Source organism: Paracidovorax sp. MALMAid1276 (assembly GCF_049198005.1).
Lineage (GTDB): Bacteria > Pseudomonadota > Gammaproteobacteria > Burkholderiales > Burkholderiaceae_C > Acidovorax.
In genome coordinates, this window is record NZ_JBMIRS010000184.1 from 1 (window position 1) to 24,661 (window position 24,661).

At 66.5% G+C, this 24,661-nt stretch carries 22 protein-coding genes; 9 read left to right on the forward strand and 13 right to left on the reverse strand.

Features of this window, described 5'->3' with window-relative positions; all coding sequences use genetic code 11:
* The coding region (locus ACOQFS_RS12900; RefSeq protein ID WP_421563263.1) for an MCP four helix bundle domain-containing protein at positions 1–1,163 on the reverse strand (1,163 nt) is incomplete at its 3' end.
* Between ACOQFS_RS12900 and ACOQFS_RS12905 the strand changes: the two genes are divergently transcribed.
* Entirely contained in the window at positions 1,162–1,419 is a 258-nt protein-coding gene (locus ACOQFS_RS12905) for a hypothetical protein (RefSeq protein ID WP_421563264.1), read from the forward strand. The two genes, ACOQFS_RS12900 and ACOQFS_RS12905, sit on opposite strands and share 2 nt — an antisense overlap.
* Before the next feature lie 32 nt (positions 1,420–1,451).
* Here ACOQFS_RS12905 and ppa read toward each other — a convergent pair whose 3' ends face one another.
* Positions 1,452–1,988: an inorganic diphosphatase gene (ppa, locus tag ACOQFS_RS12910; RefSeq protein ID WP_421563265.1), complete on the reverse strand. Its 537-nt coding sequence runs from the start codon at positions 1,986–1,988 to the stop codon at positions 1,452–1,454.
* Between the two features lie 273 nt (positions 1,989–2,261).
* Between ppa and ACOQFS_RS12915 the strand changes: the two genes are divergently transcribed.
* Both ACOQFS_RS12915 and ACOQFS_RS12920 read left to right on the forward strand, forming a co-directional pair.
* Complete coding sequence (locus ACOQFS_RS12915; protein ID WP_421563266.1) at positions 2,262–4,343, forward strand: sodium-translocating pyrophosphatase; 2,082 nt, start codon at positions 2,262–2,264, stop codon at positions 4,341–4,343.
* A 128-nt stretch (positions 4,344–4,471) separates the two neighbouring features.
* Positions 4,472–6,913, forward strand: a complete 2,442-nt coding sequence (locus ACOQFS_RS12920; protein ID WP_421563267.1) for a DUF1631 family protein — start codon at positions 4,472–4,474, stop codon at positions 6,911–6,913.
* Positions 6,914–6,991: 78 nt separating this feature from the next.
* On the opposite strand, the gene ACOQFS_RS12925 is transcribed toward ACOQFS_RS12920, so the two are convergent.
* On the reverse strand, positions 6,992–7,621 hold the full coding sequence (locus tag ACOQFS_RS12925; RefSeq protein ID WP_421563268.1) for a TetR/AcrR family transcriptional regulator: 630 nt from the start codon (positions 7,619–7,621) through the stop codon (positions 6,992–6,994).
* 139 nt (positions 7,622–7,760) lie between these two features.
* On the opposite strand from ACOQFS_RS12925, the gene ACOQFS_RS12930 reads away from it, so the two are divergent.
* On the forward strand, positions 7,761–8,582 hold the full coding sequence (locus tag ACOQFS_RS12930; protein ID WP_421563269.1) for a metal-dependent hydrolase: 822 nt from the start codon (positions 7,761–7,763) through the stop codon (positions 8,580–8,582).
* 77 nt (positions 8,583–8,659) lie between these two features.
* On the opposite strand, the gene leuD is transcribed toward ACOQFS_RS12930, so the two are convergent.
* From leuD to ACOQFS_RS12950, 4 genes are read right to left on the reverse strand one after another with little or no spacing between them, the layout of a single operon-like run.
* Positions 8,660–9,310: a 3-isopropylmalate dehydratase small subunit gene (gene leuD, locus ACOQFS_RS12935; RefSeq protein ID WP_421563270.1), complete on the reverse strand. Its 651-nt coding sequence runs from the start codon at positions 9,308–9,310 to the stop codon at positions 8,660–8,662.
* Complete coding sequence (gene leuC / locus ACOQFS_RS12940) at positions 9,307–10,761, reverse strand: 3-isopropylmalate dehydratase large subunit (RefSeq protein ID WP_421563271.1); 1,455 nt, start codon at positions 10,759–10,761, stop codon at positions 9,307–9,309. The genes leuD and leuC overlap by 4 nt, the downstream gene beginning before the upstream one ends.
* Positions 10,758–11,666 carry an alpha/beta fold hydrolase gene (locus tag ACOQFS_RS12945; RefSeq protein WP_421563272.1) on the reverse strand — a complete coding sequence of 303 codons (909 nt, stop codon included), beginning with the start codon at positions 11,664–11,666 and terminating at the stop codon, positions 10,758–10,760. Before ACOQFS_RS12945 ends, leuC begins: the two co-directional genes overlap by 4 nt.
* A gap of 16 nt (positions 11,667–11,682) precedes the next feature.
* Positions 11,683–12,678: a tripartite tricarboxylate transporter substrate binding protein gene (locus ACOQFS_RS12950; protein ID WP_421563273.1), complete on the reverse strand. Its 996-nt coding sequence runs from the start codon at positions 12,676–12,678 to the stop codon at positions 11,683–11,685.
* Positions 12,679–12,794: 116 nt separating this feature from the next.
* Here ACOQFS_RS12950 and ACOQFS_RS12955 point away from each other — a divergent pair, with 116 nt between their 5' ends.
* The 3 genes from ACOQFS_RS12955 (at position 12,795) to ACOQFS_RS12965 (ending at position 15,867) form a co-directional block, all read left to right on the forward strand.
* The gene (locus tag ACOQFS_RS12955; RefSeq protein ID WP_421563274.1) at positions 12,795–13,688 is read left to right on the forward strand and encodes a LysR family transcriptional regulator; all 894 of its coding nucleotides are present in this window, start codon (positions 12,795–12,797) and stop codon (positions 13,686–13,688) included.
* Between the two features lie 436 nt (positions 13,689–14,124).
* Positions 14,125–14,712, forward strand: a complete 588-nt coding sequence (locus ACOQFS_RS12960; RefSeq protein ID WP_421563275.1) for a hypothetical protein — start codon at positions 14,125–14,127, stop codon at positions 14,710–14,712.
* Between the two features lie 612 nt (positions 14,713–15,324).
* Entirely contained in the window at positions 15,325–15,867 is a 543-nt protein-coding gene (locus ACOQFS_RS12965; protein WP_421563309.1) for a lipocalin family protein, read from the forward strand.
* A 410-nt stretch (positions 15,868–16,277) separates the two neighbouring features.
* Here the strand turns inward: ACOQFS_RS12965 and ACOQFS_RS12970 are convergent, their stop codons facing one another.
* From ACOQFS_RS12970 to ACOQFS_RS12995, 6 genes are all read right to left on the reverse strand, one after another.
* Positions 16,278–17,900, reverse strand: coding sequence for an ABC transporter ATP-binding protein (locus ACOQFS_RS12970; RefSeq protein WP_421563276.1), 1,623 nt, complete (start codon positions 17,898–17,900; stop codon positions 16,278–16,280).
* Positions 17,901–17,920: 20 nt separating this feature from the next.
* Complete coding sequence (locus tag ACOQFS_RS12975; protein WP_421563310.1) at positions 17,921–18,940, reverse strand: ABC transporter permease; 1,020 nt, start codon at positions 18,938–18,940, stop codon at positions 17,921–17,923.
* 87 nt (positions 18,941–19,027) lie between these two features.
* Positions 19,028–19,441, reverse strand: coding sequence for a type VII toxin-antitoxin system HepT family RNase toxin (hepT, locus tag ACOQFS_RS12980; RefSeq protein ID WP_421563277.1), 414 nt, complete (start codon positions 19,439–19,441; stop codon positions 19,028–19,030).
* On the reverse strand, positions 19,431–19,820 hold the full coding sequence (mntA, locus tag ACOQFS_RS12985; RefSeq protein ID WP_421563311.1) for a type VII toxin-antitoxin system MntA family adenylyltransferase antitoxin: 390 nt from the start codon (positions 19,818–19,820) through the stop codon (positions 19,431–19,433). Before mntA ends, hepT begins: the two co-directional genes overlap by 11 nt.
* A 46-nt stretch (positions 19,821–19,866) precedes the next feature.
* Complete coding sequence (locus ACOQFS_RS12990) at positions 19,867–20,898, reverse strand: microcin C ABC transporter permease YejB (protein WP_421563278.1); 1,032 nt, start codon at positions 20,896–20,898, stop codon at positions 19,867–19,869.
* A 42-nt stretch (positions 20,899–20,940) separates the two neighbouring features.
* Positions 20,941–22,767, reverse strand: a complete 1,827-nt coding sequence (locus ACOQFS_RS12995; protein WP_421563279.1) for an extracellular solute-binding protein — start codon at positions 22,765–22,767, stop codon at positions 20,941–20,943.
* Positions 22,768–22,883: 116 nt separating this feature from the next.
* Between ACOQFS_RS12995 and fabI the strand changes: the two genes are divergently transcribed.
* On the forward strand, positions 22,884–23,684 hold the full coding sequence (fabI, locus tag ACOQFS_RS13000; RefSeq protein ID WP_421563280.1) for an enoyl-ACP reductase FabI: 801 nt from the start codon (positions 22,884–22,886) through the stop codon (positions 23,682–23,684).
* A 20-nt stretch (positions 23,685–23,704) separates the two neighbouring features.
* A complete protein-coding gene (locus tag ACOQFS_RS13005) occupies positions 23,705–24,631 on the forward strand; it encodes a DNA ligase (protein ID WP_421563281.1) in 927 nt (308 codons plus the stop codon).
* Positions 24,632–24,661: the final 30 nt, after the last annotated feature.

Sequence of the window (24,661 nt, forward strand, 5' to 3'; positions counted from 1 at the left end):
GCATTCAGCGCGAGGATGTTGGTCTGGAACGCAATGCCGTCGATCACGCTGATGATGTCTGCGATCTTGCTGCTGCTGGCGTTGATGCCTTTCATGGTCTCCACCACTTCGGCCACCACATCGCCGCCTTGCACGGCTACCGTACTGGCGTTCACGGCCAGCTGGTTGGCGGTGCGGGCGTTGTCGGCGTTCTGGCGCACGGTGGAGCCCAGCTCTTCCATCGAGGCCGCGGTTTCTTCCAGTGCGCTGGCCTGCTGTTCGGTGCGCGCGCTCAGGTCGTTGTTGCCCGAGGCTATCTCCGAACTCGCCGAGGCTACGCCTTCCGCGTTGCTGCGCACGCCCTGCACCACGCGGGCCAGGTTGTCGCGCATCTCGGCCAGGGCGGTGAGCAGCTGGCCCATTTCGTCCTTGCCGCCGGGAGGCACGTCGGTGGTGAGATCGCCCTCGGCGATGGCGCGGGCTGCACGCACCGCGTGGTGCGCCGGGCGGGTAACGGCGCGGGTGATGCCCACACCCAGCAGCGCCGCCAGCACCACGCACACGGCCAAAGTGACCAGCAGCGAGACGCGGGCCATATTGAACACCTGGCGGGCTTCTTCGCTGGCCTTTTTGGCGTTTTCGGCGTTCAGGTCCTGCATCTGGCCCAGCGTTTCGGCCACGGCCACAAAGGCGCCTTCGGATTCCCCCGCATACACCATCGAAAGCGCGTCACCCGTCAGCTCCAGCGTTTCGGCGGTGGTGAAGTCCACACCGTTGGCAATCTCAACCAGCTTGGCCTGCAGCACAGCGTATTCGGCCTTGCGCTTTTTGTAGATGTCGTAGACCTCTTGCTCCTTGGGGCTGCTGATCAGCGGCTCGTAGGCCTTTTCCGCCCTTTCGATGTCCTTGCCGCGCAGGGCCACCTGTTCAGAGAAGGCCTTCACCTCCACCAGGCTGCGCGCGGTCACCATGCCCGCCTCAGAGCGCCGCATGCGGTTGTAGAGCACGCGCAGGTCGCCGGTCTGCTCCACGCTGGGCAGCAGGTTGGTGGCGATCTCCTCGGCATTGCTGTTGATGCGCGACATCTGCACCAGCGCAATCACGCCCAGCACCGTGGTCAGCAGCACTACGGCCAGAAAAGCCGCACCCAGTTTGACGCCGATGCGCAGATCGGAAACTTTCATGAATCGCCCTTCCAAGAAACCAGCCACCAGCCGTGCCTGCGCAGAAACCAGCCGTAACAATTTGATGCAGCAGTCTATCAGCGCGTTCGCCCCTCAGGGCTCGGGCATGACCCGCATAGGGGCTGGGTCCAGGCGGGCCTGCGCGGCGGCGGCCGGGCTCGCCGGCCAAGAAAAAAGCATGCAGGCCGCAAGACCTGCATGCTTTCATTTTGATAGCTGCCAGCGCTTGCTGGATAAGCGCCAGATGCGTATTTGACTCAAAACTACAGTCAATCGCCCGGCGGCCACTCAGGCCTGGGACTTCTTGAACGCCTCGATACCGTCGACCACTTCCTTCTTGGCGGCGTCGATGCCTTCCCAGCCCAACACCTTCACCCACTTGCCCTTTTCCAGGTCCTTGTAGTGTTCGAAAAAGTGGGCGATGGCGTTGCGGCGCATGGCGTTCACGTCTTCGATGTTCTGCCAGTGGTCGTACATGGGCAGGATCTTGGACGTGGGCACGGCGATGACCTTGCCGTCCACGCCCGCTTCGTCTTCCATCATCAGGATGCCGAGAGGCCGGCAGGGCACCACCACGCCGGGGTGCAGCGGGTACGGAGTGATCACCAGCACGTCCACCGGGTCGCCATCGCCCGACAGGGTCTGGGGCACATAGCCGTAGTTGGTGGGGTAGTGCATGGCCGTGGTCATGAAACGGTCCACGAAGATGGCGCCCGATTCCTTGTCCACCTCGTACTTGATGGGGTCGGAGTTCATCGGGATCTCGATCACGACGTTGAAGGTTTCAGGGGCGTTCTTGCCTGGGGGGACGTTGTTGAGAGACATGTCTTTGAATAGTGGTTTGAAAACGGCAACCCGCGAGGCAAGGGACCGGGTCAGATGTCTGACACAGCACAACGAAGCGTCGGGATTAACCCTGATTTTAGGCGCACGCCCCTTTCTGCCCGCTTGCAAACCGGCGTTTGCCTGTAAATTGGGTCCGTTGGCCAATCGACTCCAGCCGCCCGCGCGGCGCGCAGGGAGCACGAGGAAGCAACGCAGCGGGGATGCCACCGATGCGTTGGACCCCCTCCGTGCAACACACCCTAGGAGTATTGAATGGCTGCCAGTTCAGCGCTGACCTCCCCCCTCATCCTCGCCCTCGTCTGTGGGCTCATCGCCGTGGCCTATGGCATCTGGGCCCGTGGCTGGATTCTTTCCAGAGACCCGGGCAACGCCCGCATGCAAGAGATCGCCGCCGCCATCCAGGCCGGCGCGGCGGCCTACCTGGCCCGGCAGTACAAGACCATCGCCATCGTGGGCGTGGTGCTGGCCATCCTCATCGGCATCTTTCTGGACGCCACCACGGCCATCGGCTTCGTGGTGGGCGCGGTGCTCTCGGGCGCCTGCGGCTTCATCGGCATGAACGTGTCGGTGCGCGCCAATGTGCGCACGGCGCAGGCGGCCACGCAGGGCATCGGCCCGGCGCTCGATGTGGCGTTTCGTGGCGGGGCCATCACCGGCATGCTGGTGGTGGGGCTGGGGCTTCTGGGCGTCACGGCGTTCTACTGGTTCCTGGCGGGCAACGGCAACCTCACGCCCACGGCCAAGCTGGCCACGCTGCTCAACCCGCTGATCGGCTTTGCGTTTGGCTCGTCGCTCATTTCCATCTTTGCGCGCCTGGGCGGCGGCATCTTCACCAAGGGCGCCGACGTGGGCGCCGACCTGGTGGGCAAGGTGGAGGCCGGCATCCCTGAAGACGACCCGCGCAACCCCGCCGTGATCGCCGACAACGTAGGCGACAACGTGGGCGACTGCGCCGGCATGGCGGCCGACCTGTTCGAAACCTACGCGGTGACGCTGATCGCCACCATGGTGCTGGGCGCCCTGCTGGTGCTGACGGCGCCCGTGAACGCCGTGGTCTACCCGCTGGCGCTGGGCGCCGTGTCCATCATCGCGTCCATCATCGGCTGCTTCTTCGTGAAGGCATCGCCGGGCATGAAGAACGTGATGCCTGCGCTGTACAAGGGCCTGGCGATTGCGGGCTTGCTCTCGCTGGTGGCGTTCTACTTCGTCACGCTGTGGATCATCCCGGACAACGCCATCACCCCCACGGGCACGCAGCTGCGCCTGTTCGGCGCCTGCGCCACGGGCCTGGTGCTGACGGCCGTGCTGGTGTGGATCACCGAGTTCTACACCGGCACGCAGTATTCGCCCGTGCAGCACATCGCCCAGGCCTCCACCACCGGCCACGGCACCAACATCATTGCGGGCCTGGGGGTGTCGATGCGCTCCACGGCCTGGCCCGTGGTGTTTGTGTGCACGGCCATCATCGTGGCCTACGGCCTGGCGGGCCTGTATGGCATTGCGGTGGCGGCCACGGCCATGCTGAGCATGGCGGGCATCGTGGTGGCACTCGATGCCTACGGCCCCATCACCGACAACGCCGGTGGCATTGCCGAGATGAGCGAGCTGCCCAGCAGCGTACGCGACATCACCGACCCGCTGGACGCCGTGGGCAACACCACCAAGGCCGTGACCAAGGGCTACGCCATCGGCTCGGCCGGGCTGGCATCGCTGGTGCTGTTTGCCGACTACACGCACAAGCTCGAAACCTACGGCCGGTCGATCAGCTTTGATCTGTCGGACCCGCTGGTCATCGTGGGCCTGTTCATTGGCGGGCTCATCCCCTACCTGTTCGGCGCCATGGCGATGGAGGCCGTGGGCCGCGCGGCCGGGGCCGTGGTGGTGGAGGTGCGCCGCCAGTTTCAAACCATCAAGGGCATCATGGACGGCACCGGCAAGCCCGAATACGGCAAGGCCGTGGACATGCTGACCACCGCCGCCATCAAGGAGATGGTGGTCCCCAGCCTGTTGCCCGTGATTGCACCGCTGGTGGTGGGCCTGCTGCTGGGCCCCAAGGCGCTGGGCGGGCTGCTGATGGGCACCATCATCACCGGCCTGTTCGTGGCCATCAGCATGTGCACCGGCGGCGGCGCGTGGGACAACGCCAAGAAGTACATCGAGGACGGCCACCACGGCGGCAAGGGCAGCGAGGCCCACAAGGCGGCCGTGACGGGCGACACCGTGGGCGACCCCTACAAGGACACCGCAGGCCCGGCCATCAACCCGCTGATCAAGATCATCAACATCGTGGCACTGCTCATCGTGCCGCTGGTGGTGAAGTTCCACGGCGGATAGACGCCGTGCCACGGCCTCCCCGCCCCGCTGCGGGCCGGAGGCCTGGCATGCACACCAACAGATCCAGAGGGCCTCGGCCCTCTTTTGCCGCGTACCATTGCCGACACGGCACTCCCCCCCCCCCCCCGATGGCCCTGCACTCCACCCCTGCTTCTGCCCCTGAGCCTGCCCGCGCTTCGGCAGCGGCCATGCACGGGCGCAACACGCATGACCCGCTCACGCATGACCACCTCACGCAGGACGCGCTGGCCCAGGCCGGCCCCCTGCTGGAGCGGGTGGCCGACGCGGCCCGCACCAGCCTGCAGCTGCGCCAGGACCAGGCCCGCACCCCGGGCGAGCACCAGGCCCTGCAGGGCGCGCGCCAGCAGCTGACCCAGCTCACGCCGGTGATGCGCGAACGCTTCCCGGACGCACTGCGCAAGGCGATGGCGCAGGCCGCCTCGCACGCCGAGCCCGCACGGTCGCGCTCGCTGTTTTCCATCCACTTCGACGAGCTGGAGCTGATGGACGAGGACGAGGTCAACGAGAGCGTGGAGCGCGCCCGTGCCAAGCAGGTGCTGGCCACGGCCGTGGAAGGCCCGCTGGCCGACCTGGACGCCCTGGTGTGCGGCGCCCTGGGACTGGCGCGGGTGCAGCCCGAGCACAACCCGCTGCGGCCGGAGGTGTTTCTGCAGGCACTGCAGGCCGTGGTGGCGCAGATGCAGCTGAGCCCCCAGGTGCGCCACGACTGGATGGGCCCCATGGCCCAGGCCCTGGGCAACGAACTGCGCACGTTCTACCGCGCGCAGATCGAGCGCCTGACGCACAGCGGCGCGCAGCCCGTGGGCTATGCCATGCGCCAGTCCGACGGCCAGGTGGTCTATGTGGCCCCGGCGCCGGGGGGCGCCTCGCCCGGCTTTGCGGCCGACAACGACCAGCTGGAGGCGTCGCACGCTGTGGACCCGCTGCTCACGCTCGACCGGCTGCGGCGCCTGCTGCTGGGCGAGTTCAACGCGCAGCCCGCAGGCGCCCCCGCGCTGGACGGCGCTGCAGCCGAAGGAGACGGGCCCGCCGGTGGCGACGGCAACTTTGCCGACCGGTTTGCCCGCGAATTCGAGGCACATGGCGATCTGCCCATCATCGAGCTGCCCGCCGCAGACTTCGCCATGACCGTGCCGGCCGCGTTCGAGGCGCTGCAGGAAATGGACCAGGTGGGCCACATGATGGAGCGCCTGGGCACGCCCCGCACAGTGGCAGCAGCGGCACAGGACGGCGCCCGCGCGCATCACCAGCACCACCATCACCACCAGCGGCAGGCCGGGCACGGCCTGGGCCAGGCGCTGAGCCTGGAAGTGGTGGCGCTGATGGTGGACAACATCGCACGCGACACCCGGCTGCTGTGGCCGGTGCAGCAGTTCATCCGCGCCCTGGAGCCCGCGCTGATGCAGCTGGCCCTGGCCGACCCCCGCTTTTTCAGCAACAAGGACCACGCAGCGCGCCGCATGCTGCAGGACATCACCGACCAGAGCCTGGCGTTCAACAGCCCCGAAGCCCCGGGCTTCCAGAGCTTCATGCGGTCGCTGATGAACATCGCCGGCCCGCTGTCCAACGCGCCCATCGAGGGCCCGCAGGACTTCGAGCACGTGCTCGCGCAGCTGCACGCCAAGTGGGCCGAGAAGGAACAGGCGCGCAAGCAGGAGCGCCTGCGCGCCATCGAAGCCCTGCAGCACGCCGAGCGCCGCCACCTGCTGGCCGCGCAGATCTCGCGCGAGATCTGGCGCCTGCCCGACATCGGCAAGGTGCCCGATGCGGTGTCGAAATTTCTCATCGGCCCCTGGGCGCAGGTGATGGCCGAGGCCCGCCTGGCGGACACCACCGGCAGCGCCGACCCCGGCCGCTGCCAGGAAGCCGTGGAGGCGCTGATCTGGAGCGCCCAGCCCGAGCTGACGCGCGCCAACACGGCGCAGCTGGCGCGGCTGCTGCCCAAGCTGCTGGGCCGGCTGCGCGATGGGCTGGCCACCATCGACTATCCCGCAGACCGCACCGAGGCCGTGTTTGAGCTGCTGATGCAGCTGCACCAGCAGGCGTTCAAGCCCGGGCCACGGGCGGCGCCGGGGCCAGCGCACTCGCCTTCCGCCCCGCCTTCCGCCCCGCCTGCCGCCCAGGCCGATGCAACCCCGCCGCTGGCCGACGACGACCCCTGGGTGGCCCCTTCCGAGGCCAAGGAATCGGGCTATATGAGCATCGCCCCGCCGGGCGAGCCAGAAAACCCCGAGCCCCTGCCACAGCCACCGGCCAGTGCGCCGCAGCACACCGTGCTGCCACTGCCGCAACTCGCCCTGGGCACCTGGGTCAACCTGCAGGTGGCCGGACAGTGGGAGCGCACCCAGCTCTCCTGGATCGGGTCGAATGGCAACCTGTTCCTGTTCACCAATGCCTCCGGGCGTTCTCAGTCGATGACGCTGCGGCTGCTGGAGCGGCTGGTGCAGCAAGGCAGGCTGCAGGTGGTGGCCGAGCAGGCCGTGGTGGACGGCGCGCTGGACGCCGTCGCGCAGATGGCCATGCGCAACAGCGTCGAAAGCCGGATCTGAATTGCTACTTAAAGAATAGCACCAAAGCCTTATCCATCAAGCGCTGAAGGCACTTTTGTTGCATATTTTCGGCGGCGTTCACGACTCTGCCGACACCGCCGCCCGCAGCAGCGTGCTGGCAGGCTCCACCAGCGCCAGCAAGTCGCCCGCGCGGTCCTGCTCGATGGCCTGCAGCACCATTTCGTTGATGCCGCCCACCACCGCCATGGCCATGATGGCTTGCAGCGGCGCCTTGCGCGGACGCTCGCCCGGGAGGTTGTTCACCACGTCCAGCATCAGGTCCACCAGTTGCTGGTTGGCGCGGCGCCGCGCGGCCAGGCCGCTGGCGCCCAGGCCCAGGATGTCGATGAACAAGGTGCGCAGCAGCACCGGGTTGCGCGCCAGCACGCCCAAATAGGCGCCCAGCGCCTGCTCCACCTGGGCCTGCCAGGGGCTGCGCGGGTTGATGGCCGAGCGCAGCACCGCTATCGCGTTGCCGCTGGCCGCCTCGTACAGCGCGATCAGGCACTCGGCCTTATCGGCAAAGTGTTCGTAAAACGTGCGCCGCGACACGCTGGCCTCGCGCACGATGTCGGCGATGGTGGTGTCGGCGTACCCCTTGGCGGCCACGGCGCGGGCCATGCCTTCGAGCAGGCGAGCGCGGTGCTCGCCACCGGTCGCGGGGCCCTCTGCGGGGGCCGTGGGGGCAGCTTCGTGTGCGGCAGTCATCGCCGCATTGTCACTGAATTGGGGCGCAGGTACTTGACAGTACCAGTGGGCAGACGCATCATGACCCTGTCCGGTACTTATTCGTACCAACGCCTGCATGGCGCTGCCCTGTGTGCAGCGCGCAACCCGGAGCCCCACCATGACCGAACTCGTCGTCCGCCGCCTGCTGATTGATCTGGAAAGCCCGTTCGCGCGGCGCTGGTGCGGCGGCGATGCGTTTCGCACAGCGCTGTTCAACGCGCTGTCGATGAGCTTTCCGGTGGGCGAACAGTTCTTCATCGACGCCGTGCGCGACGGGCACAAGGCCCTGCCGCCCGAGCAGCAGGCCCAATTTGCCGACGAGGTGCGCGGTTTCATCGGGCAAGAGGCCACGCACCGCCGCATCCATGCGCTGTTCAACGGCCACCTCGACAAGCAGGGCCTGGTCAATGACTGGGCCCCGCGAGCCCAAGAGCGCATGAAGCTTTTCGATGGCGCCGACCCGCGCCACCCGCTGGCCGTGACGGCCGCCAACGAACACTTCACCGCCCTGCTGGCCGAATGGCTGCTGGCCCACCCCGCAGTGCTTGAGGGCGCCGAGCCCCGCCTGGCCACGATGTGGCAATGGCACTGCGCCGAAGAGGCCGAGCACAAGAGCACGGCGTTTGACCTGTACCTGGCGCTGGGGGGCAACCACGAGTGGCGCATCACCTGGTTTCGCCGCATCACGGGGGTGTTTCTGGGCGATGTGCTGCGCCAGACGGTGAACAACCTGCGCCGCGACGGCGCGCTGTGGCAGTGGCGCACCTGGGCCAGCGCCGCGCGCACGCTGTTCGGCAAAGGCGGCCTGGTGCGCGAGACCTACCGCCCCTGGCGCGAATACCTGCGGCGCGACTTTCACCCCAGCCAGCATGGCAGCGACCTGTCGGAGCGCTGGCTGGCCGAGCACCAGAGCGCCTACACCCCGGTGGGGGCGCGCTGAGCACCGCACCGCACCGCACCGCTATACAAAATATAGCTATCAGCCCTTTACCATCAAGCGCTGGCGGCCAATTTCATTCAAACCGGCAGCCGGTCCCGGGTCTTGCGGGCCACCTCTTTCACCCACGGCTGGGCGGCCCAGTGCGCGGCCGCAAACGCACGGATCTGGTCGGCGTATGCCAGCGACGCACCGATCACATCCAGCCCCTGCAAAAACATGCGCTGGTGCCGGTCTGACAGCACAAAGCGCGCTGCGTGCCCGGCGCTGCGCACCGTGCGCTGCTGCACGTCGATCGACAGCGCCAGCGGGCCCGGCTGCTGCGCGGCTTCGGCCATGAAGGCCTGCACATCGGCCTCGGCCACCATGGCCAGCAGCAGGCGGTTGTTGAGCGCGTTGGAGTAGAAGATCTCGCCAAAGCTCGACGCCACCACGGCCTTGAAGCCGTATTGCTGCATGCCCCACACGGCATGCTCGCGGCTGGACCCGCAGCCGAAATTGGCGCCGGCAACCAGCACGTCCACGCCCTGGAATGCGGGCTGGTTGAGCACAAAGTCCGGGCGCGACTGGCCTGCGGCATCAAAGCGCAGGTCATACAGCAGCCCCGGTGCCAGGCCCGACTTGTCGATGCCGCGCAGAAACTGCTTGGGCATGATCTGGTCGGTGTCGAGGTTGGCGATGTCGAGCACAGCAGCCTGGCCGTGCAGGATGGCTTGGGGGTTGGCGGTCATGCCGTGGTCTCCAGACTTCTAACGTCGGTGATGCAGCCGGTGATGGCTGCGGCGGCGGCCATGGCCGGGCTCATCAGGTGCGTGATCGCGCCCCGGCCCTGGCGGCCTTCGAAATTGCGGTTGGTGGTGGACGCACACCGCTGCCCCGGCGCCAGCACGTCGTCGTTCATGGCCAGGCACATGGAGCAGCCGGGCTGGCGCCATTCAAAGCCCGCCGCCACCAGGCGCGCGGCTATGCCCTCGGCCTCCGCCTGGGCCTTCACCGCGCCCGAGCCGGGCACGACCATGGCGCGCACGCCGTGGGCCACGTGGCGGCGGCCCACGATGCGGTCCACCTCGCGCAAATCCTCGATGCGGGCGTTGGTGCAGGAGCCGATGAACACATGCTGCACGGGCACGCCCGCCAGCGGCAGGCCCGCCGCCAATGCCGTGTAGCGCAAGGCCTGCTCGGCGCTGCTGCGCTGCACGGCGTCGGCCATGTCTTCGGGCCGGGGCACGTTGGCGTTGATCGCCATGGCCTGGTCGGGGCTGGTGCCCCAGGTGACGAAGGGGGCTACTTCGCTCGCGTCGAACACATGCTCCACATCAAACGCCGCACCGTCATCGCTGTGCAGCGTGGCCCAATGGGCCAGGGCCTGCGCGCGCACCTCCCCGGCGATGTCCGGGGCCTTGGCCAGCACATAGTCGATGGCCGTGGCGTCGGGTGCGATCAGCGCGCCGCGCGCACCCGCTTCCACCGCCATGTTGCACAGCGTGAAGCGCGCCTCCACCGACAGCGCACTGATGGCGCTGCCGCAAAACTCCACCACGTAGCCGCGCGCGCCCTGCGCGCCTATGCGGCTGATGATGAGAAGGATCAGGTCCTTGGCCGTGGTGCCCGCAGGCAGCGTGCCGTCCACGCGGATGCGCATGTCCTTGGCCAGGCGGTACACCAGGGTCTGCGTGGCCAGCACGTGCTCGACCTCGGACGTGCCGATGCCAAAGCCCAGCGCGCCCAGCGCCCCGTAGGTGGTGGTGTGGCTGTCGCCGCAGATGATGACCATGCCGGGGCGCACCATGCCGTGCTCGGGCGCCACCACGTGCTCGATGCCCTGCAGCGGGTCGTTGGTGTCGAACAGCGGGATGTGGTGGCGGTCGCAGTTGGCCTTGAGGTTGCTGGCCTGCAGGGCCGAGGGCGGGTCTTGAATGGTGCGCCAGCGCACCGGGTGCGTGGGGATGATGTGGCTCACCACGGCCACGTTCTGCCCGGGCATCGCCACCGTGCGCCCCGCGTCGTGCAGGCCCGCAAAGGCCTGGGGGCTGGTGTATTCGTTCATCAGGTGCAGGTCGCAAAACAGCAGCACGTTCTGCGCGTCCAGCACGGCCACGGTGTGCGATGCCACCAGCTTCTGGTACAGGGTCTGGGGCAAGGTCTGGTGTGGGGTCTGGTGTGGAGTCTGGGGCAAGGTCATGGGCGGCTTTCCAGCAGAAACGGCAAGGCGGCATCCAGCAACGCATCGGGGGCCTCTTCGGCGATGTAGTGGCCGCAGGGCAGCGCATGGCCGCGCACATCGGCGGCCACGCGGCGCCACTCATCGAGCGGCTTGAAGCACTGGTGCACCACGCCCTGCTCGCCCCACAGGGCCAGCAGCGGCATGGGCAGCTGACGGCCCGCATCGCGGTCGGCCCGGTCGTGCGCCAAGTCGATGCTGGCGGCGGCGCGGTAGTCCTCGCAGATGCCGTGGGCGGTGCCGGGCAGGGCCAGGCAGCGCACATATTCGGCCAAGGCACGCGGGTCAAACGGCGCCAGGCCGGCGCTGCGCCGCCCCATCACGTCGCGCACATAGGCGGCAGGGTCGGCCTCGATCAGGCGTTCGGGCAGCGGCGCGGGCTGGATCAGGAAGAACCAGTGCCAATATGCCCGCGCAAATTTGTCGCTGGCCTGCTCGTACATGGCCAGCGTGGGGGCAATGTCCAGCAGCACCATGCGCTGCACGGCGCCGGGGTGGTCGGCCGCCAGCCGGTGCGCCACACGGGCACCCCGGTCATGGGCCAGCACGGCAAAGCGCGGGTGGCCCAGGTGCTGCATCACGGCCAGCATGTCGACGGCCATGGTGCGCTTGCTGTACAGCCTGTGTGCTTCCGCATCGCCTGCGGGCTTGGCCGAGTCGCCGTAGCCGCGCAGGTCTGCCAGCACCAGCGTGAAATGCCGCGCCAGCGCGGGAGCCACCTTGTGCCAGATGGCCGATGTCTGCGGGTGCCCATGCAACAGCAGCAGCGGCGGGCCGCTGCCGCCCACCAGGGCGTGGATGTGCTGGCCATCCGGCGTGGCAATGCGGTGCGCGGTGAAGCCGGGGAATAGGGGTTGGTCGGTCATCGTGAAAAAGAATAAGTCACTCGGCAGAAATGCCGCGCTCCTTGATGAGCTGGGCCCACTGGGGCATTTCTGCCTCCAGCCGGGCGCGGGCCTGCTCGGGGGTGGAGGGTGTGGGGTCGAAGCCGTCCTTGCTCATGCGTTCTTTCAGCGCGGGGCTTGCCAGCGCCTGGTTGAGCGACGTGTTGAGCTTGTCGACCACCGCCCTGGGCGTGCCAGCGGGTGCAAACACGATGAACCAGGTCTCGAACGCATAGCGGGGCACCCCGGCTTCGGCAATGGTGGGCACATCGGGCATCAGGGCCGAGCGCTTGGGCCCCGTCACGCCCAGGGCGCGCAGCTTGCCCGCCTGCACATGGGGCTGCGCCGCCGACAGCACCGGAAAGCTCAGCGCCACCTGGCCCGACATGGTGTCGATGAGGGCCGGCCCGCCGCCGCGATAGGGAATGTGCACGATGGGCACACCGGCCACGGCCTTGAACAACTCGGCCGACATGTGGAACGTGCTGCCAGCACCGGCAGACCCGTAGGAATATTTGCCCGGCTGCGCCTTGAGCAGCGCCACCAGCTCCTTGATGTTCTTGGCGGGCAGGCTGTTGTTGACCACCAGCACATGCTGCGAGCTGGCCACCAGCCCGATGGGGGCCAGGTCCTTGAGGGTGTCGTAGGGCATCTTGGCCGTCAGCGCGGGGTTGATGGCCAGCGACACCGTCTGCAGCCCGATGGTGTGGCCATCTGCCGGGGCCTTGGCGACCATGTCCACGCCAATGTTGCCCCCGGCGCCGCCCTTGTTCTCGATGAACAGCGTGCCGCCCAGCGCCTTGCCCCATTCATCGGCGATCAGCCGTGCGGCGATGTCGGCACTGCCCCCGGGCGCATAGGGCACTACCAGCTTTACCGCCTTGGCCGGGTAGGCCTGGCCAACGGCCACCGTGGTGGCGCACAGCGCCAGTGCGGCCGTGGTCGCCCAGCGCACGGCGCGTGCGGGCCTGGAAACAGATAGAGATAGGGCCATGGGTTGTTGTCTCCTGCAGGTTTGTTGTGGTGTGTGCTGGCATCTTATGAGTGCACCAAACAAACATAAAGTCATTCAAAATTACTTCATTCATAAATGCAATGCACGAATAACCCATGGACGGCTTTTCAGACCTGCGCTTCTTCGCCCTGTTGATCAAGGAAGGCAGCCTCGCAGCGGCGGCACAGCAGATGGGCATTACTCCACCCGCTGCCAGCCGCCGCCTGGCGCAGCTGGAGCACCGGCTGGGCGTGCGCCTGCTGCACCGCACCACCCGGCGCATGAGCCTGACGCCCGAGGGCGAAACCTATCTGCTGGACGGCACGCGCATCCTGTCGGACCTGGAGGCCCTGGAGCGCACGGTGGCGGGCGCGCGCAGTTCGCCGCGCGGGCTCATGAAACTGGCCGCCACCCTGGGCTTTGGCCGGACGCACATCGCGCCCGCGCTGTCGGCCTTTGCGCGTGCGTACCCCGAGGTGGAAGTGCAACTGCACCTGACGGACCGGCCCGTGAACCTGGTGGAACAAGGCTTTGATGCTGCCGTGCGATTCGGCGACCTGCCCGACTCGCGCCTGACCGCACGGCGCCTGCGGGCCAACCGCCGGGTGCTGTGTGCCGCCCCCGCCTACCTGGCCCAGGCCGGCGAGCCGCAGCAACCTGCCGACCTGCTCGCCCACCAGTGCATCGTGATCCGCGAAAGCGATGAAACCTATGGCACCTGGCACCTGCACCAGGGCGGCCGGCAAGAAACCGTGAAGGTGCGCGGCATGCTCAGCACCAACGACGGCGCCGCCGCCACCACCTGGGCGCTGGCCGGCCATGGCGTGCTGATGCGGTCTGAATGGGACGTGGCCGAACACATCGCCGCCGGCCGCCTGCAGCCCGTGCTGCCAGGCTGGGCCTTGCCCGCCGCCGATGTGACGCTGGTGTACCCCAGCAAGAGCGACCTGTCGGCCAAGACCCGGGCTTTGTCGGACTTTTTGCACGCCTGGTTTGCGGCGCGGGGGTGATGTTTTTGGTGGGTTGTTGAACTTTGGGTACGGGCAATTGCCGGCCTTTGGCACATGGCACGGGTGGGTCCGCGCGCGTCCATGAAACGGGAGTGCTCGCCAAAGGACACATCACCGCTGCGTGGTGCGCAGTGGTGCGGGCTCTGCTTGCTCTGGACACCGCACGGGGTGGCAGCAAGGGCGTTGAGCGCGGGCTGCCCGCCACGCAAGGCCTGCGAATCGCAATTGCGCAACAGTCACGCGTAATCCCCAGGGGCGCTGCGCATAATGCGGGCAGTCTTGCATGGCTGACTGCCGACCATTCCCCTCTCCCGTGTGACCGTCTTGCCCCGGGGGCCGCGGTTGACTCCAACGAGGTTTATCTGACGCTATGAATGCCGCTGCACTTTGCCTGCAACTGGGGTTGCGCCAGATAAACGCTGATGGTTAGGCGCTCATGAGATATCGCTTCACGTGTCTGGTCGCAGTCGCGTTGCTGACAGCCTGCGAAACACCGCCGCCCCGTAGTGCCGTCTTGGCCCTAGATGAGGCCAGCGTTGCACCGAACAAAATCAACGCCGTAGTCGTCTCGCGCGTGCAACTGCTTTCAAAGCATGAAGATGGCAACATCAACTTCGCGTACCGGGGAACTGGGGCGGAGCCGGATTTCTCGTGGGGAGCTCCCTCGGACTTTGGAGTCGGGAAGATATTGTTCTTGCCGTTCACCAGAGCAGGAGAATTGGTTGCGTATGAAGTGCTTCCTGGCTGGATATGTACTAACGAGATTCGCTTCGGACAGTACTACTCGATTCCGCCAACTCGTTCTGCACAGCAGGGCAACCTTAGCAAGGATGCCTGTGTACGACTTGAAGCGGGTGAAATAACGTATGTCGGCGACTTCGTTATAGAGCGCACTGGCGGCCGATCGTTCCGCTATGCAACTGTGCTCACGGCGCGCGGTGAGGGTGAGGTGCGCGAGATGATGAAAGCTCGCCTTCCGGGTTGGCTCATAGTGTCGAAGCGCATTGACAAGGATCGAACTTAAGACCCGAAGCCCGATCCTGCTGATGTACGACGCATCTAACTAGAAAGCAAATGGGGACCAGCGGGTAAAGCACCTGCAGTCGTATTTCCGGCATCTGGAGTGGGATCGTCAATGTCCCGTGCCGACATGGAATCTGCGTCACCGCATCGCCACACGTTGCAAGCGGCCGGCAAGCTGCCGCAAGAGTGATCGGCGTAGTGCGATGTGGGAGGAAGAGCCCGAAACCAACCGCTTCCACCCACAAGAATGCTCCGTTTCTGATAGCTGCCAGCGCTTGCAGGTAAAGCGCTGACGGCTCCTTGGACTCACTCCCCCATCCCCTCCCATCTTTCGCGGGCTGCACTGGCAAACGCCCCGCAGCCGACACGCCCTGCCAGCGCACGCCTACAGCGGCGGCAAGGTGCGCCTTCTACAGTCAAGCCCATGTGTTTGGCCGCACGACCTCCTCTCTGATCTGTTGAGCGAACACACAGGTTGATGACCGCGCCAGCACCCCAGACCACCGGCTACCTGAGGAGAAGCCCCATGCCTGCACAGCACACCCTGCACAGCCCTTTGGCATCACCGACCATTGCACGCCATCGGCGTTCTGCATGGGGTTGGCTGGCGGGGATGGCTGCGCTGGTGGGCGTGCTGGCCTTGTCGGCGTGTTCCACACCCCGCGCTCCAGAGGGCATTCGGGTGGTGACGGGGTTTGACGTGAACCGCTATGCCGGCCAGTGGCACGAGGTGGCCCGCATCGACAACCGCTTCGAGCGCGGGCTGACGCGCACCACGGCCACCTACACGCTCAATGACGACAACACCGTGAAGGTGGTGAACCGCGGCTATGACCCGGTGCGCCAGGAGTGGAAGGAAGCCGAGGGCACGGCACGGTTTGTGGACAGCCCCGACCGCGCGGCGCTCAAGGTGTCGTTCTTCGGGCCGTTCTATGGCGGGTACAACGTGGTGGCGCTGGACGAGAACTACCAGTGGGCCATGGTGATCGGGTCGAGCCGGGACTATCTGTGGATTCTGTCGCGCACGCCCACCCTGCCCTGGCATGTGCGGGACCACCTGCTGGAGCGCGCGCGGGCGATGGGGGTGGATGTGGGCAAGATCGTGTTTGCCGCGCCGCCGGTGGAGCAGCATGCGCGGCAGGCGGTGCGCACCTGAGGGGTGCGGAAGGCAAAGAGCGTGGGGTGCGGGGTGAGTGCCGGCGCCGATCAAAGCGCCTTCCACTACAGTTTTAATAGCTGTCAGCGCTTTAACAGTAAGCGCTGAGGGCCATTTTTGTTGGTATTTTTCAGATGCGTGACGCCCGCCTTGCGCTGGCGATCAACGTTTGGCGCAGGGCTTCGACAGGCTCAGCCTGAACGGTGGGTTGGTGTGCAGTGTTCCTGCAGGGCTCCTGCTGGGCTCCTGCTGGGCTCCTGCAGGGGTCGTGTAGTGCTTCGCATTGGTCTGCTCGCAAAGCTCTCCAAACGCTGCAACCTCCCCACCCTTCCCACACTCCCCAAACTTTCAAAGAGACGCACCAAGCCCCCACGCTCCGAAGTGCGCCCTGGCGATTTCCCCGGGCGTGATCAGGCCACTTCGGGCACTGTGGCTGCAGCCACCAGGCGCTGGGTGTACGGGTGCTGCGGCGATTCGAGCACCTGGGCCACGGTGCCGCCTTCCAGCACGGCGCCGTCCTTCATCACCAGCACCTCGTGCGCCATGGCACGGATGACATCCACGTCGTGCGTGATGAGCAGGTAGCTCAGGCCCTTTTCCTTTTGCAGGCGCTGCAGCAGGCCCAGCACCTGCTGCTGGATGGTGACGTCGAGCGCGCTGGTGGGCTCGTCGAGCACGAGCACCTGGGGCTGCACGATGAGGGCGCGGGCAATGGCCAGGCGCTGGCGCTGGCCGCCCGAGAATTCGTGCGGGTAGCGGGCCAGCAGGCGCGGAAACTGCGCTTCTGTCAGGCCCACCTCGCTCAGCATGGCTTCCACGCGGCTGCGGCGTTCGGCCACGCCCAGCGCGGGCTCGTGCACCTTCAGGCCCTCGCCCACGATTTCTTCCACCGTGAGGCGCGGCGACAGGGACGAGAACGGGTCTTGGAACACCACCTGCACCCTGCGGCGCAGCTGCTGGTTGCCCGGTGTGTTGCGCGTGGCGGGCTGCTGCCAGGCCTGGCCGCCCACCTGCAGCGTGCCCGTGCTGGGCAGCAGGCCCAGAATCGCCTGGGCCAGTGTGGACTTGCCCGAGCCCGACTCACCCACCACCCCCAGCGTCTGGCCGGGCAGCAGTTGCAGCGATGCACCTTGCACGGCCACGAATTCACCTTTGTGAAACCAGCCTTTGACGCCCGGCAGCGGTGTGGGGTAGACCACGCGCAGGTCCTGCGCCTGCACCACGGGCAATGTGCCCTCGGGCGCGGCCACCTCCAGCACGTCGCGGCGCGGCTGGCTGGCAATCAGGCGCTGTGTGTAGGCGTGCTGCGGGTTGCCAAACACCTCGGCCACGGTGCCCTGCTCCACCAGCACGCCCTGCTCCATCACGGCCACGCGGTCGGCAAAGCGGCGCACCAGGTTCAGGTCGTGCGTGATGAGCAGCACGGCCATGCCGGTCTGGCGCTGCAGGTCAGACAGCAAATCGAGAATCTGCCCGCGCAGGCTCACGTCGAGCGCGGTGGTGGGTTCGTCGGCCAGCAGCAGTTTGGGTGCACTGGCCAGAGCCATGGCGATCATGGCGCGCTGGCGCTGGCCGCCGCTGAGCTGGTGCGGAAAGCTGCCCGCACGCCGTGCGGGCTCGGGGATGCCGGTTTGCGCCAGCAGGTCGATGGCCGCCTGCGCACACTGCGCGCCCGAGAGGCCGCGCTTGAGCTGCAAAATTTCAACAATCTGCGCGCCAATGGTCATCAGCGGGTTGAGCGCGGTCATGGGCTCCTGGAACACCATGGCAATGTCGTCGCCGCGCACGCCGCGCATCTCGCGCTCGGTCAGGGCCAGCAGGTCGCCCCGGCCTTGCAGCTGGGCCTGGCCGGTGATGGCGGCATCGCCCACCAGGCGCAGCAGGCTCAGGGCCGTGATGGTCTTGCCCGAGCCGGACTCGCCCACCAGCGCGAGTTTTTCGCCGGGGGCGATGTGGAAGTTCACGCCCCGCACCACCTCTTTGGTGCCAAAGCGGACATGCAGGTCGTTCACCTGCAGCAGATGCGGATTCATGGCCGGTGCATGCGGTGTGTTCACAGATCAGCCTTTCGCGGATCCAGCGCATCGCGCAACGCGTCGCCCATGAAGGTCAGCAACAACAAGGTGGTGACCAGCACCGCAAAAGTGGACAGCGAAATCCACCACGCATCGATGCTGTTCTTGCCCTGGCTGAGCAGCTCGCCCAGCGACGGCGTGCCCGGCGGCACGCCCAGGCCCAGAAAGTCGAGCGAGGTGAGCGCCAGGATGGCCGCACTCATGCGAAACGGCAAGAACGTGACCACGGGTGTGAGGCTGTTGGGCAGGATGTGGCGCCAGATGATCTGCGTGTTGCTCACGCCCAGCGCGCGGGCAGCCTTCACGTAGTCGAGTTGGCGGTTGCGCAGGAACTCTGCGCGCACGTAGTCGGACAGGCCCATCCAGCCGAACAGGCTGAGCAGGATGAGCAGCAGCGACACACTGGGCGCAAACACGGCGCTGAAGATGATGAGCAGGTACAGCTCGGGCATGGAGCCCCAGATCTCGATGAAGCGCTGGAACGCGAGGTCGGTCTTGCCGCCAAAAAAACCCTGGATGGCGCCGGTCACCACCCCCAGCAGCACGCCGGTGATGGTGAGCGCCAGGCCAAACAGCACGCTCACCCGGAATCCGTAGAGCAGCTGCGCCAGCAGGTCGCGCCCCCGGTCGTCCGTGCCCAGCCAGTTGTCCGCCGTGGGGGCCGAGGGGTTGGGTGCCTTGGCAAAGTAGTTGAGCGTGTTGGGGCCGTAGGGGTTGAGCGTGTACAGCGCCCAGTTGCTGCCGGTGCTCAGCCGTTCCTTGATGAAGGGGTCGAGGTAGTCCGTGGGGGTTTCAAAATCGCCGCCAAAGGTCTTCTCGGGGTAGTCCTTCAGCATGGGGAAGTAGGTCTGCCCCTCATACCGCACGATGAGCGGCTTGTCGTTGCTGACCAGCTCGGCGCACAGGCTGACCAGCACGAGCGCGCAGAAGACCAGCAGGCTCCAGTAACCCAGCCGGTTGCGCTTGAAGCGCTGCCAGGCGCGGCGGGAGGGGGACAGGGATGCGGGGGAAGTGGCCGCGGCGGCCTCAGGGACCGCAGTGGCTGTAGAAGTGGGGGCAGTGGTGGCGTTCAAACCCATGGCCTCTTATTGGTCTTGCAGCAGAAGGGCCTTGCTGTATTGCAGGAACTCATCCAGGTGCTTTTCGATGATGGCCACCGTGATGGGCAACTGCAGGCTCTGGTAGTCGTGCACCGCGATGTTGCGAAACCCGACCATGCGCTGCAGGCTTTCTGCAAGGCCCGGGTCGATTCTGCCCGCCCGGGCCAACAGCGCGAAGACATCGCGCGCACTTTGCGGAACGCCCAGCCGGTCGCGGCGGATCAGGTGCTGGCCCATGTCCAACGCCGCCTCACAGGCGCGCTGAATGTTGAGGATTGCGGCGTCCTGGCGCGTGAAACTGGCAGCAAACGTGGCCGGGTCGCTGAAATACTCTTCGCGCGCTCTCTGCACGCAGCGCTCTATCGTGGCGGCCTTGTTGATCAGCACGTCATCCACCATACACCGTCCCTCGCTCCCGAATATCGTCCAGCAGACCCGCGCGCGCAGTGTCCAGGGCTGTCTTCTCGCTCAGGATGGCAGCCTCGAAAAGCGCAGCCTGCGCATCCCGCGCCCACCATCTCTGCCCCCGGGTGATGACCTGGTATTGCATCACGGTGGATGCGGCACGCAAATCCAGCAGATCGACTGCGCAGCCTGCAACATCCGCCAGTTCGCCAGAAAGCCGCCACAGCTGCGTCACATCGGCATAGCCGCTCACCAGCACCGCCATGTCCAGGTCGCTGTCAGGCCGGGCTGTGCCCTGCACGCGGCTGCCAAACCCGTACACCGCCATCAGGCCAGGCAACCCGGCCCGCAACGCGTCCACAGCGCGTTCCATCATTTCTGGCGTCAGACTTGGCGGCGGCAGCATGGGCATCTTTTGTTTAATCAAACTTCACACGCGGGTCCACCCACACGTAGCACAGGTCGCTGATGAGCTTGGTCACCAGCCCGATCAACGTGAACAGATACAGCGTGCCCAGCACCACCGGGTAGTCGCGGCGGATCACGCTTTCGTAGCTGAGCAGGCCCAGACCGTCGAGGGAGAACAGGGTCTCGATGAGCAGCGAGCCCGCGAAGAACGCGCCGATGAACGCGGCCGGAAAGCCGGTGACGATGGGGATGAGCGCGTTGCGGAACACATGCTTCCACAGCACCTGGCCCTCGGAGAGGCCCTTGGCGCGGGCCGTGAGCACGTACTGCTTGCGGATCTCTTCGAGAAACGAATTTTTGGTGAGCATGGCGGTGACGGCAAAGCTGCCCAGCACCATGGCCGTGACGGGCAGCGTGATGTGCCAGAGGTAGTCCACGATGCGCGCGCCCCAGCTCAGTTCGTCCCAGTTGGAAGACGTGAGCCCGCGCAGCGGGAACCACTGCAGCTGCCCGCCAAAGATCACCAGCAGGGCCACGCCCAGCACAAAGCCCGGGATGGCATAGCCCACCAGGATGATGAGCGTGGTGACCAGGTCAAACCGCGAACCGGCCCGCACCGCCTTGGCCACGCCCAGCGGCACGGCCACCAGGTAGCTGATGAAAAACGTCCACAGGCCCAGGCTGATGGAGACGGGGAGTTTCTCTTTCACCAAGGTCCACACGTCCTTGTTCTGAAAGAAGCTCTTGCCCAGGTCGAAGCGCGCAAACTGCCCCAGCATCTGAAAAAAACGCTCGTGCGCGGGTTTGTCAAAGCCATACAGCGCCTTGATCTGCTCCAGGCGCTTGGGGTCCACGCCCTGCGATCCGCGGTAGCTCAGACCGCCGCCCTCGGCCCCACCGCCGCCCGCGCCGGCCTTGGCCTCGGCCATGTACTGCTCCACCGGGCCGCCGGGCACGAACTGGATCACCACAAAGGTCAGCAGGAGCACGCCCAGCAATGTGGGCAGCATGAGCAGGACGCGTTTGAGGATGTAGGCGAACATGGGGCGGGCGGTGTGCGGAGTTGCTTCGGCTACTGAAGAAGGCTACTTCTTGTCGGGCGCGGTTTGGGGCGGGATGCGGGCCCACCAGGTGTCGATCACCCAGCCTTCGCCGCTCGAATACGGCGGCACCGCCTGGGGCCGGGCCAGCCGCCAGGCGTTGTAGGCCATGCGGTGCGTGCCGGCCGTCCACTGCGGAATCAGATAGTGGCTGTGCGCGATGATGCGCTCCAGCGCGTGGCAGGCCGGCAGCAGCTCGGCTTCGGTCTTGGCCGAGGTCATGGCCTTGACCATGGCGTCCACCGCGGGGTTCTTCACGCCCGCAAAGTTGCCCGAGTCCTCCACATCGGCTGCCTTGCTGCCAAACATGTCGGCAAACTCCTGGCCGGGGTTGTGCGTGCCCTGGAAGGCGAGCGAAGTGATGTCGAAGTCAAACTTCTGCAGGCGCTGCTGGTACAGCGCGAAGTCCACCGAGCGGAACCGCAACGTGATGCCAAGCTTCTCCAGGTTGCGCATCCACGGCGTGATCGTGCGCACGCCGCCTTCGTTGCTGTCCATGTATTCCAGGACCATGGCCTCGCCCTGTGCGTTGCGCAGCGCGCCATCGCGCACTTCCCAACCGGCTTCTTTCAGCAGCGCCTGCGCACGGCGCAGGTTGGCGCGCAGGGACGAATCGCCGTCGGTGCGCGGCGGCACCGTCATGGGGCCGAAGGCTGCGGCGGGAATGTGCTTGCGATACGGCTCCATCAGTGCCAGCTCTTCGGGCGAAGGCGTGCCCCGGGTTTCGCAGGCTGTGTTGCCGAACAGTCCATTGACCCGCTGGTAGGCGCCGTAAAACAGCTGGCGGTTCATCCACTCGTAGTCCATCGCCAGACCCAGCGCCTCGCGCACACGCACGTCCTGCAGCAGAGGGCGGCGGGTGTTGAGCACATAGCTCTGAAACCCCGAGGGCAGCTTGTGCTGGAACTCGCCCTTCACCAGCTCGCCGGTGTCAAACTTCTTGCCCGTCACGCGCCGCGCCCAGTCGCCCGCGCTGAAAAAGCGCATCAGGTCAAACTCGCCCGCCTTCAGCGCCTCCAGCTTGGCGGTGTTGTCCTTGTAGATCTTGACCAGCACCTCATTGAAATTGGCCGTGCCCTTGCGCACGTTGAGGTCGCGTGCCCAGTAGCCGGGGTCACGCACATAGGTGATGTCTTTGCCAAAGCGCACCGGGCCGATCTTGTAGGGGCCGCTGCCGATGGGGATGTCCATCACCACCTGGTCGAAGGGCTTGGCCTTGCCGTTTTCCACCCCCCAGTCGCGGCTGAACACAGGCAGGCCGCCCACGGTGAGTGGCAATTCCCGGTTGGGCTGCTTGAAACGGTAACGCACCGTGCGGTCGTTCACCACATCCACACCCGCAACTTCGATCAACATCGTCTTGTAGGCCGGCGAGGTGAACGGCCCCACCAGCGTGTCGTAGCTGTGCTTCACGTCCTGCGCCAGCACGGGCTTGCCATTGTGAAACCGCGCCTCAGGCCGCAGCTTGAACGTGGCCGACAGGCCGTCGGCAGCCACCTCCACGTCTTCGGCCAGCAGGCCGTAGCCGGTGGCGGTCTCGTCCATGGAGCCCACCAGCAGCGAGTCAAACATCAGCGACGACAAATAGGCCGGCGCGTTGCCCTTGATGGTGAACGGGTTGTATTTGTCGAACGTGGACACGCGCAGGTTGCTCACCAGGCGCAGCTCGCCGCCCTTGGGGGCGTCGGGGTTCACGTAGTCGAAATGCGCAAACCCGGCCGGGTAGCGCGGGGTGCCCCACAGGGCATATGCGTGTGCGGCCCAGGTCGGTGCCGCACATCCCATCAGCAAAAAAGTGAGCCAAAACCGCATGCGACAATTCTGCACTACGTTGCAGGCGCTGCCGCCCGGGCCAAAGGGATATCCCCGAGGTCTTCCGGTGCGCTGCCGCCGTCGCCTCATTCCCCGCATTCCACAGGAGAACAACAATGGGTTTCCTCGCCGGCAAGAAGCTGCTCATCACGGGCGTGCTGTCCAACCGCTCCATCGCCTACGGCATTGCCAAGGCCTGCCACGACCAGGGCGCCGAGCTCGCCTTCAGCTATGTGGGCGAGCGCTTCAAGGACCGCATCACCGACTTTGCGGCCGAGTTCAATTCCAAGCTGGTGTTTGACTGCGACGTGGCCAGCGACGAACAGATCGAGCGCATGTTTGCCGACTTGTCCGCCACCTGGCCCAAGTTTGACGGCTTCGTTCACAGCATCGGCTTCGCGCCGCGCGAGGCAATTGCAGGCAACTTCCTCGAAGGCCTCTCGCGCGAAGGGTTCCGCATCGCGCACGACATCAGCGCCTACAGCTTCCCGGCCATGGCCAAGGCCGCCCTGCCCTACCTGAACGACAAGTCGTCGCTGATCACGCTGAGCTACCTGGGCGCGCTGCGCTCCATCCCCAACTACAACACCATGGGCCTGGCCAAGGCCAGCCTCGAAGCCTCGGTGCGCTACCTGGCCGAGGCCGTGGGCCGCACCGAAGACGGCCGCAGCATCCGCGCCAACGGCATCAGCGCCGGCCCCATCAAGACGCTGGCCGCCAGCGGCATCAAGGACTTCGGCAAGCTGCTGAGCCGCGTGGCCGACGCGTCGCCCCTGCGCCGCAATGTGACGATCGAGGACGTGGGCAATGTGGCCGCCTTCCTGCTGTCGGACCTGGCCAGCGGCATGACCGCCGAGATCACCTACGTGGACGGCGGCTTCAGCCAGACGGCGGGCCTGTCGGCCGACCAGGTCTGATCCAACTTTCAAGCATCAAAATGACCCTCAGCGCTTATCCCATAAGCGCTGACAGCTATCCATTCAATAGCGCACCACCCCTCGCCCGGCGCCGCGTTGTAAGCGCCCTGGCCAGGGCCCTGCCGCTCGCGGCCTTGCTGCCCGCATCGGCCTGGGTGCAGGCGGCAGACGCGCCCGCCCTGCTGCTGGCCAACGTGTACCGCCCCGGCATGCCGCTGGCGGACTACTGGGTGAGCGAAAAGTACGACGGCGTGCGCGGCTACTGGGACGGCCACACCTTGCGCACCCGCGGCGGCGAAACCGTGCAGGCCCCGGCCTGGTTTACCGCAGGCTGGCCCACCACACCGATGGATGGCGAACTGTGGGCGGGCCGCGGCCGGTTCAGCGCCGCGCAGTCCACCACCCGCCAGCAGCAGCCGGACGACACGGCCTGGCGCGGCATCCGCTTCATGGTGTTCGACCTGCCGCAGCACGGCGGCGTGTTTGACGAACGGCTGCCAGCCTTGCAGGCGCTGGTGCGGCACATCCACCAGCCCTGGGTGCAGGCCGCGCCGCAGCAGCGCATTGCCAGCGACGCGGCGCTGCAGGCCCTGCTGCACAAGACGGTGCGCGCGGGCGGCGAAGGCCTGATGCTGCACAAGGGCAGTTCGCTGTACCGGTCCGGCCGCAGCGACGACCTCATCAAGGTCAAGACCCATGAAGACACCGAGGCCCGCGTGGTGGCGCACCTGCCCGGCCAGGGCAAGCATGCGGGCCGCATGGGCGCGCTGCTGTTGGAGATGCCCTCCGGCCAGCGGTTCAGGCTGGGGGCAGGCTTCACCGATGCGCAGCGCATGCAGCCCCCGCCCGTGGGCAGCTGGGTGACCTACCGTTTTCGCGGCACACACGACGGCGGGCTGCCACGCTTTGCGAGCTTTGTGCGCGTGCGCGAGGACTTGCCGCGCTGACGCGCCTTCGGGGTTTCTGCCAAGCCGCAC

Excerpts from the sequence above, each read along its gene's own strand:
- ACOQFS_RS12960 (WP_421563275.1), top strand. The coding sequence starts at position 14,125 with ATGAGATATCGCTTCACGTGTCTGGTCGCAGTCGCGTTGCTGACAGCC.
- ACOQFS_RS12965 (WP_421563309.1), top strand. The coding sequence starts at position 15,325 with ATGGCTGCGCTGGTGGGCGTGCTGGCCTTGTCGGCGTGTTCCACACCC.
- leuD (WP_421563270.1), bottom strand. The coding sequence starts at position 9,310 with ATGACCGCCAACCCCCAAGCCATCCTGCACGGCCAGGCTGCTGTGCTC.
- leuC (WP_421563271.1), bottom strand. The coding sequence starts at position 10,761 with ATGACCTTGCCCCAGACTCCACACCAGACCCCACACCAGACCTTGCCC.
- ACOQFS_RS12990 (WP_421563278.1), bottom strand. The coding sequence starts at position 20,898 with ATGTTCGCCTACATCCTCAAACGCGTCCTGCTCATGCTGCCCACATTG.
- ACOQFS_RS12905 (WP_421563264.1), top strand. The coding sequence starts at position 1,162 with ATGAATCGCCCTTCCAAGAAACCAGCCACCAGCCGTGCCTGCGCAGAA.
- ACOQFS_RS12915 (WP_421563266.1), top strand. The coding sequence starts at position 2,262 with ATGGCTGCCAGTTCAGCGCTGACCTCCCCCCTCATCCTCGCCCTCGTC.
- ACOQFS_RS12920 (WP_421563267.1), top strand. The coding sequence starts at position 4,472 with ATGGCCCTGCACTCCACCCCTGCTTCTGCCCCTGAGCCTGCCCGCGCT.
- fabI (WP_421563280.1), top strand. The coding sequence starts at position 22,884 with ATGGGTTTCCTCGCCGGCAAGAAGCTGCTCATCACGGGCGTGCTGTCC.
- ACOQFS_RS12970 (WP_421563276.1), bottom strand. The coding sequence starts at position 17,900 with ATGAATCCGCATCTGCTGCAGGTGAACGACCTGCATGTCCGCTTTGGC.
- ACOQFS_RS12955 (WP_421563274.1), top strand. The coding sequence starts at position 12,795 with ATGGACGGCTTTTCAGACCTGCGCTTCTTCGCCCTGTTGATCAAGGAA.
- mntA (WP_421563311.1), bottom strand. The coding sequence starts at position 19,820 with ATGGAACGCGCTGTGGACGCGTTGCGGGCCGGGTTGCCTGGCCTGATG.
- ACOQFS_RS12950 (WP_421563273.1), bottom strand. The coding sequence starts at position 12,678 with ATGGCCCTATCTCTATCTGTTTCCAGGCCCGCACGCGCCGTGCGCTGG.
- ACOQFS_RS12995 (WP_421563279.1), bottom strand. The coding sequence starts at position 22,767 with ATGCGGTTTTGGCTCACTTTTTTGCTGATGGGATGTGCGGCACCGACC.
- ACOQFS_RS12925 (WP_421563268.1), bottom strand. The coding sequence starts at position 7,621 with ATGACTGCCGCACACGAAGCTGCCCCCACGGCCCCCGCAGAGGGCCCC.
- hepT (WP_421563277.1), bottom strand. The coding sequence starts at position 19,441 with ATGGTGGATGACGTGCTGATCAACAAGGCCGCCACGATAGAGCGCTGC.
- ppa (WP_421563265.1), bottom strand. The coding sequence starts at position 1,988 with ATGTCTCTCAACAACGTCCCCCCAGGCAAGAACGCCCCTGAAACCTTC.
- ACOQFS_RS12930 (WP_421563269.1), top strand. The coding sequence starts at position 7,761 with ATGACCGAACTCGTCGTCCGCCGCCTGCTGATTGATCTGGAAAGCCCG.
- ACOQFS_RS12945 (WP_421563272.1), bottom strand. The coding sequence starts at position 11,666 with ATGACCGACCAACCCCTATTCCCCGGCTTCACCGCGCACCGCATTGCC.
- ACOQFS_RS13005 (WP_421563281.1), top strand. The coding sequence starts at position 23,705 with ATGACCCTCAGCGCTTATCCCATAAGCGCTGACAGCTATCCATTCAAT.